Source organism: Acinetobacter sp. UBA1496, assembly GCF_002324975.1.
GTDB lineage: Bacteria > Pseudomonadota > Gammaproteobacteria > Pseudomonadales > Moraxellaceae > Acinetobacter > Acinetobacter variabilis.
In genome coordinates this window covers 38,029-42,461 of sequence record NZ_DCRI01000096.1, presented here as the reverse complement: position 1 = coordinate 42,461, position 4,433 = coordinate 38,029, and the positions used below count along the sequence as shown (strand labels likewise).

The window sequence follows — 4,433 nt, the reverse complement described above, 5'->3', positions numbered from 1 at the left end:
ATTATGCTTGCTTACTCAGCGCGTAACCGTTCAGCTTCTATCCGTATTCCTTACGTTTCTAGCCCTAAAGGCAAACGTATTGAAGCACGTTTTCCTGATCCAATGATGAACCCGTACCTAGGTTTCGCTGCATTGTTGATGGCGGGTATCGACGGTATCCAAAACAAGATTCACCCAGGTGAAGCTGCTGACAAGAACCTGTACGATCTTCCTCCTGAAGAAGAAGCGAAAATCCCTACAGTGGCGCACAGCCTTGAAATGGCACTTGAATCTCTTAAAGAAGATCATGACTACCTGCTTAAAGGTGGCGTGTTCACTAAAGAAATGCTTGATGCCTATATCGAACTTAAGACTGAAGATGTACGTCGTCTGAATACGACTACTCACCCAGTTGAATTCGACATGTACTACAGCCTGTAATTCTGATCTGAATTTCACTGTAAAAAAACCCGCCTTTGTGCGGGTTTTTTTGTATGATGCTGTTATTGATCAAAGATATGAAGTTATGGCACAACGTAAAAGACATACCGGCTTTTTTCCCTGGATTGATCCTCAGGATCATAGTAAAGGCTTTAAACTGAATTTTTCTGAAGTGACCTATGTAGAAGTTGCGCGTACACCTGAAGGTTATAAACAGGTTGAGTTTGTGGCGTTACGTCATCCTGAACTGGCTCTGGACTATGACTACCCCCAAAGTTTTTATCTCACCACAGATGGCATGATTTTGAAAAAGCTGCCAAGTGGAAAATATGAAGTGATTGCCAAGACAGATAATGCCTAATCGTGAAGTTGATAACATTGTGAGTGTAAAATTTAAAAATCCGAATAGACAGCAGATGCCTACAGCACTTCGAGAGTGGCTGTATGCCTCAGGATCATTGACGCAGCAGTTAACAGATCTGGCTGGTGGTCAGTTCCGGGTAGAACCACAGCAGGAACATTTTCAGCGTCTGGAATTTGTGGATGCCCGTTGGATGCAGATGCCACATCAGCATACGTCTTGGGTACGGGAAAGCTATTTATATGGCTGTGAAGAGCAGCCATGGGTCAAAGCAAAAAGTATATTTCCAATTTTAAGCCTGCAAAAACGTGCGCGGATATTCCAGCATATTGGATCGAAGCCGATTGGCTGCCTATTATTCCAGCGTACCAATCCACAGTGTGAACGGCGTGTGATTTATCTGGAAGAGGGCTGGACCCGCCAGAGCTGCTATACTTGGCATGGTTGTAAATTTATCGTACAAGAAACATTTTTACCGGCATTTGAACACTTTATACAAAATCAACAGGCTTAACTTGATATGGCAACTGTACAAGCAATTAGCTGGCGTGAACGTCTGAGCGCCTATTATTATCTTTGTCGTTTTGATAAGCCAATTGGCACAGAGCTGGTCTTCTGGCCGACCATGTGGGCGCTATGGGTCGCAGCAAAAGGAATTCCTGATCTCAGTATTCTAGTGCTGATGATTCTAGGTGTAATTTTTATGCGCGCAGCGGGCTGTGCCATTAATGACTTTGCCGACCGTAAAGTGGATGCGTATGTCGAGCGTACCAAAACCCGTCCCTTAGCCACCGGTATTATTAGTGCTAAAGAAGCAGTGATGGTCTTTCTGGTGCTCGTCGTAGCCAGTGCCTGCCTGTTATTTTTCCTGCCGATTGAAACCTTTTACTGGTCCTTTGGAGCCTTGTTTTTAGCGTTCATTTATCCGTTTATGAAACGCTATACCCATTTGCCGCAGGTATTTTTGGGAGCTGCATTTTCCTGGTCAATTCCAATGGCCTATACTGCCGTCGGGCAGACGCCAGATTTAACTTGTTGGCTTCTCTATTTTGGCAATCTGGCTTGGACCGTGGCCTATGACACGCAGTATGCAATTACCGATCGTGAATATGATTTAAAGATTGGCGTGAAATCCACAGCCATTTTGTTTGGTCAGCATGATATTCAGATCATTAGTACCTTACAGGCTTTAAGTCTGGTCTTGATTGGCGCAGCATTATGGATTGAGGATTTGCTGATTCCATTTGGCTTGATGGGTCTGCTCGCAGTCGCAATTGATTTTATTTATCAATGGTCAAAAACTCGAGATAAGGACCCGCAGCGCTGTTTCTGGGCCTTCCGTCATAACCGCTGGGTGGGGCTAATGATTTTCCTTGGAATCTTTGCCGCGCTTCTGTAAATGCACCTTGTCGACTCATAACAAAAGCATCCTATAAGGGTGCTTTTTTTTATGCTTAATTCAAGATTCTTCATGAAAATCATAAACAACAATAAGGGATTAGAATATGAATAATGTAGTGAAAAACGGTTTCAAAAAAACCTGTCTGGCACTGGTATGTTCCATGTCATTGTTCATGACTGCGTGTAATGACGATGATAATGATTCGTTCCGACCACAGGAAAGGGTATTTTTAAGTCAACAATCTTATGATGAGGATACCTTGCCTGAAGCTTCGGATATTCAAGTCATACGCTATAATATGCCAAACGTAAATGGTGAGCGGGCTGAAGCGACAGCCACGGTGTTTTATCCAAATACACCTCAACCTCAAGACGGATGGCGGGTGGTGGTTTGGGAACATGGCACGGTGGGTAGCGGTGATTCTTGTGCACCAAGTAATAACCAGCTGAATAATAATTTTAGAGGATTGGCCAGCAGCTTGCTTGCAAAGGGATATGTGATTGTTGCACCCGATTATGAAGGATTAGGTACTCGGGGGATCCATCCTTATTTAAATTTAAAAAGTGCGGCACAATCGGCTATCTATGCAGTAAGAGCCTTTAAGGAACAACAGGGAAATCGATTTAATGGTGCCTGGGTCTCAGTGGGACAATCCCAGGGAGGGCACGCATCACTTGCCACAGCCCAGTTTGCCGATGAAGATCCAAATTATAAGGCAGCAGTTGCAGCAGCTCCGGCTTCAAGTCTGGGTTATATTATCAGTGAAGTAGCACCGCAAGCGCTTAGTGCCTTGGTTGAGGCTGGGCAAGATAATGCTGCGAAAGCAGTCTATGCAGAATTACTGGCTTATGCGGCTTATGTTGCTGTCGGGATTAAAGCTTATGAACCAGGCTTTAACTATCGCAATATATTTTCAAGCCGTGCAGGGATTGTGGCTGAAAAGGCGGAAGGCACGACTGGAGAAAATGGACTTTGTTTAGGGCCATTGATTACTGAATATGTGCAAGATATTGATGATTATCTGGTGAATAATCCGGAAAAAACGGTTGTAGACTATCCAGGATTAGTAGAAAACTTCCAGAATAATTCGTCGGTTGAAAAGTTCCTTGAGAATAATCAGCCTGCAACTGAAAAAATTAATGTTCCTGTGATGATCATTCAAGGTACTGCAGATATGGCTGTTCCATATCCAGTGACAAATACTTTACAACAAGGCTTGAAAGATATGGGAACCACAGTGACTTTTGTACCGGTACAAGACGCATCACATACCGAGGCTATTGTACAAAGCAGAACCCAGCTGCTGACCTTCATCAATACCTATATGCCTTCAGGTATTTCTGTCAGTCCTTAATCCTAAAAGGAGCTTCGGCTCCTTTTCTATTCCTTGTAAGGCTAGGCCTTGAGCAATCATTTAAGTTTGTTATAGTGACTCAGGATTATAGGTTATCAGTATAGGCTTGTTATGTCGGAACAGACAAAACCCCGCAGTATTAAAAAACTGCTTATCTTTGGAACCCTGGCTTTATGTGTGCCGATTTTTTTAGTGACGATGGCATTTCTGGCAGTTAATAGCGATGCAAAAAATCAGGAAAAATATAAGCAGCAACAGGCAGATATGATTGCCCGGATTGAAGCGCGCGAAGCGGCTGAAAAATCAAAGGCAGAGCAGGAGGCTAAAGCAACCCAAGCTGCTTCCGAAGCTGAAACGAATTCCTCTCATTAAACTATTTATCTTAAATCTCTTTGTAGCTGCCGGATCGTTGGAATTTCAGTGTAGCGGACGACTGTATAGCCGGCAGCAATCAGCATTGCATCGCGTTCCGCATCTTCCTGTTCCTTGCCAATATGGGTGGGGTCATCCAGTTCTATAATCGCCACCACATTATATTCCCGGTCCATCACCACAAAATCGGTCACCTTGCGGTTAAACTTGCTGCGCATTTTCATATTGTCATGCGTAATCAAAGCACTAAATGCGACCTGTGCCAGAATGTGATGATGCGGAAAAGCATCTTTCAGGCGAGTAAACATCTTGCTTTCGAAAGCTGTAATGACACGCTTGGGATAGAATTTCTTCTGGCGGGTAAACAGATGAGGGAAGAGCAGGCAAATTAAGGCAAAGCTTGCCAGACAGCCAATCACAAAGAATATAAACTGACTCAAATCAAACACGGATCATAAAAGAGAAAAGAATAAAAAAACCCACTTCGCAATGAGTGGGTTTTTCAGAATCTTGGCTCTCCCACC

General features: G+C 43.7%; 6 protein-coding genes and 1 pseudogene. 6 read left to right on the top strand and 1 reads right to left on the bottom strand.

The genetic code is table 11. The features are described from left to right. The 6 genes and pseudogenes from glnA to B3143_RS11885 form a co-directional block, all read left to right on the top strand. Positions 1-420, top strand: a pseudogene (glnA, locus tag B3143_RS11910) (glutamine synthetase); the annotation flags it as partial. A gap of 85 nt (positions 421-505) precedes the next feature. Then, a complete protein-coding gene (locus tag B3143_RS11905) occupies positions 506-781 on the top strand; it encodes a hypothetical protein (RefSeq protein WP_180004239.1) in 276 nt (91 codons plus the stop codon). 55 nt (positions 782-836) lie between these two features. Next, positions 837-1,295, top strand: coding sequence for a chorismate--pyruvate lyase family protein (locus tag B3143_RS11900; RefSeq protein ID WP_286740657.1), 459 nt, complete (start codon positions 837-839; stop codon positions 1,293-1,295). Between the two features lie 6 nt (positions 1,296-1,301). Next, positions 1,302-2,180, top strand: coding sequence for a 4-hydroxybenzoate octaprenyltransferase (gene ubiA, locus B3143_RS11895; protein ID WP_104426352.1), 879 nt, complete (start codon positions 1,302-1,304; stop codon positions 2,178-2,180). Positions 2,181-2,286: 106 nt separating this feature from the next. Next, the gene (locus B3143_RS11890) at positions 2,287-3,537 is read left to right on the top strand and encodes an alpha/beta hydrolase family protein (protein WP_104426351.1); all 1,251 of its coding nucleotides are present in this window, start codon (positions 2,287-2,289) and stop codon (positions 3,535-3,537) included. Positions 3,538-3,648: 111 nt separating this feature from the next. Beyond that, positions 3,649-3,909 carry a hypothetical protein gene (locus B3143_RS11885; protein ID WP_005234866.1) on the top strand — a complete coding sequence of 87 codons (261 nt, stop codon included), beginning with the start codon at positions 3,649-3,651 and terminating at the stop codon, positions 3,907-3,909. Between the two features lie 5 nt (positions 3,910-3,914). On the opposite strand, the gene B3143_RS11880 is transcribed toward B3143_RS11885, so the two are convergent. Beyond that, positions 3,915-4,358, bottom strand: coding sequence for a DUF2726 domain-containing protein (locus B3143_RS11880; RefSeq protein ID WP_004782760.1), 444 nt, complete (start codon positions 4,356-4,358; stop codon positions 3,915-3,917). Positions 4,359-4,433: the final 75 nt, after the last annotated feature.